Source organism: Salinivibrio sp. IB282, from assembly GCF_001995685.1.
GTDB classification, from domain to species: Bacteria; Pseudomonadota; Gammaproteobacteria; order Enterobacterales; family Vibrionaceae; genus Salinivibrio; species Salinivibrio kushneri.
Window position 1 is genome coordinate 1 of the sequence record NZ_MUET01000149.1, and the last position, 1587, is coordinate 1587.

The 1587-nt window shown below is 40.5% G+C and carries 2 protein-coding genes; both read right to left on the bottom strand.

Going from position 1 to position 1587, the window contains the following annotated elements; all coding sequences use genetic code 11:
* Positions 1 to 101 precede the first annotated feature (101 nt).
* The gene (locus BZG14_RS15275; RefSeq protein ID WP_077609155.1) at positions 102 to 1259 is read right to left on the bottom strand and encodes a MarR family transcriptional regulator; all 1158 of its coding nucleotides are present in this window, start codon (positions 1257 to 1259) and stop codon (positions 102 to 104) included.
* Between the two features lie 180 nt (positions 1260 to 1439).
* On the bottom strand, positions 1440 to 1587 hold a 148-nt coding region (locus tag BZG14_RS15280), incomplete at its 5' end, for a transposase domain-containing protein (protein WP_131825207.1).

Here is a 1587-nt window from a genome sequence, read left to right on the forward strand (position 1 = left end):
ATATTTATGATTTTTATTTGATATATTTATGATTTTTATTTGATTAAATAATTAAAAATGTAAAATAAATTTGATTGTTTTTTGCACACTTGGTTTGCTACTTAGGAGAGCAATTGATGTTTTTTAATGATCTGGTGTATGCGCTGTCTGCTAAGACCAAGAGTCCTGGCGATTTCACTTAAGTTAGTTTTGCTATTCGAGGCTAGTTGTTGTTTTAAAAGATCTTTGATCAACTGGTGTTGTTCTAGATTGGCTCCATATCCAACGTCTGGGCCACGCTTAGTTTCAATGCTATTGATTCGTTCTATACATTCGAAGCGATGCAAGATCCCGACTAATGCTGTCCAAGTGTTCAAACCACTGAAAAGCGTTAGGCACTCTTTTTCATTCCACGCATTTGGTTCTGTCGAATCTAAGCATCTCACGATCGCGATACACCACGAAGGCCAGTTTCTAAAATCATCTGGTTTGATTTGTTTTATTTTTTTATAGCTAGCTGGATAAGTCACTTTGCATGTCTGAACAATGTTCTTTGATAGTGTGATCCAGTCCCCTGATATAGCGCTATCTTTGCAGTGACGTAAGAAGACTCGTGGATGCGGCGCATAGCCGCTGACCAGATCATAAAGTTGTCGTCCCAACTTTTTCTGTTTGTTCGGTTTTACCAGGTACTTTTCGTATGCCTCGCAATTTTCGTTAGGTAGATGTTTCAATGCAGTGATAGCTGCGTATTTTTGCTGTTTATAAAGTCTAGTAGACTTGATGGGATGGTGTTTTTCGCAGTAGTAATGGGATCGGCTGCGTAGACGGAAGCACAGAGCACAATACGGAAGTACACTGTTCCAGCGCATTGTTTCTTCTTGATGCTGGGGAGTGAGTGAACGTAAATCTTTTAACCCCCAGAGCACTTGATCTACATAATCAGTGTGTTGTTGGCTATCAAGCCCGAATCCACGCAACGCTAGCACCGCTTCAATGAGTTTAATTGTTTTATTTAATCCGCCGTAACTTTCGACGATCTCGACAAGATGGATAGCGTTAGAACTGCTGTACTTTTTGAGTACGGAGCCATGTTGACTGAGTAACTTGGTAAACCATGGCTCTAGAACAATGTTCCGAACAGCATCGACAGCGTATAGGTACCCATAGCGACGTCGCTGAGCAATTCTACAGCCTTGAGATTCGGCCTGGTTTTTTAAATCATTGATTGCTGTTTCTAGCTGTAGTTTCAATGCATTGCGTTTTTGATCCAAGTCCATTAGTCATCATGTCAACATAGTTTTTTGCTTATTCTATATTATGATTCAGTAGATGAGAATCTAAGATGCGACTAAATAATAGAGAAATAAAGGTAATAAAATGTTTATACGACAGGAGCAGTTAGCTAAAGAGATGGGAGTAAGTGTTAGTACGTAAGCGGTTAATAAACCGGTGAACGCCTACTCGACATCACTGAGATCCACACACCATGGCATCAGATCTGACATATCGTCCGATGGCGACCGCTTGGGTAATTCAGCGAACAGGTGCCGGAAGTAATAATAGGGATTGATGTCATTGGCACGGCATGTCATCACCAAGCTATAC

Bases quoted from the DNA above. Each gene is read 5' to 3' on its own strand.
- BZG14_RS15275 (WP_077609155.1), bottom strand. From the start codon at position 1,259: ATGGACTTGGATCAAAAACGCAATGCATTGAAACTACAGCTAGAAACA.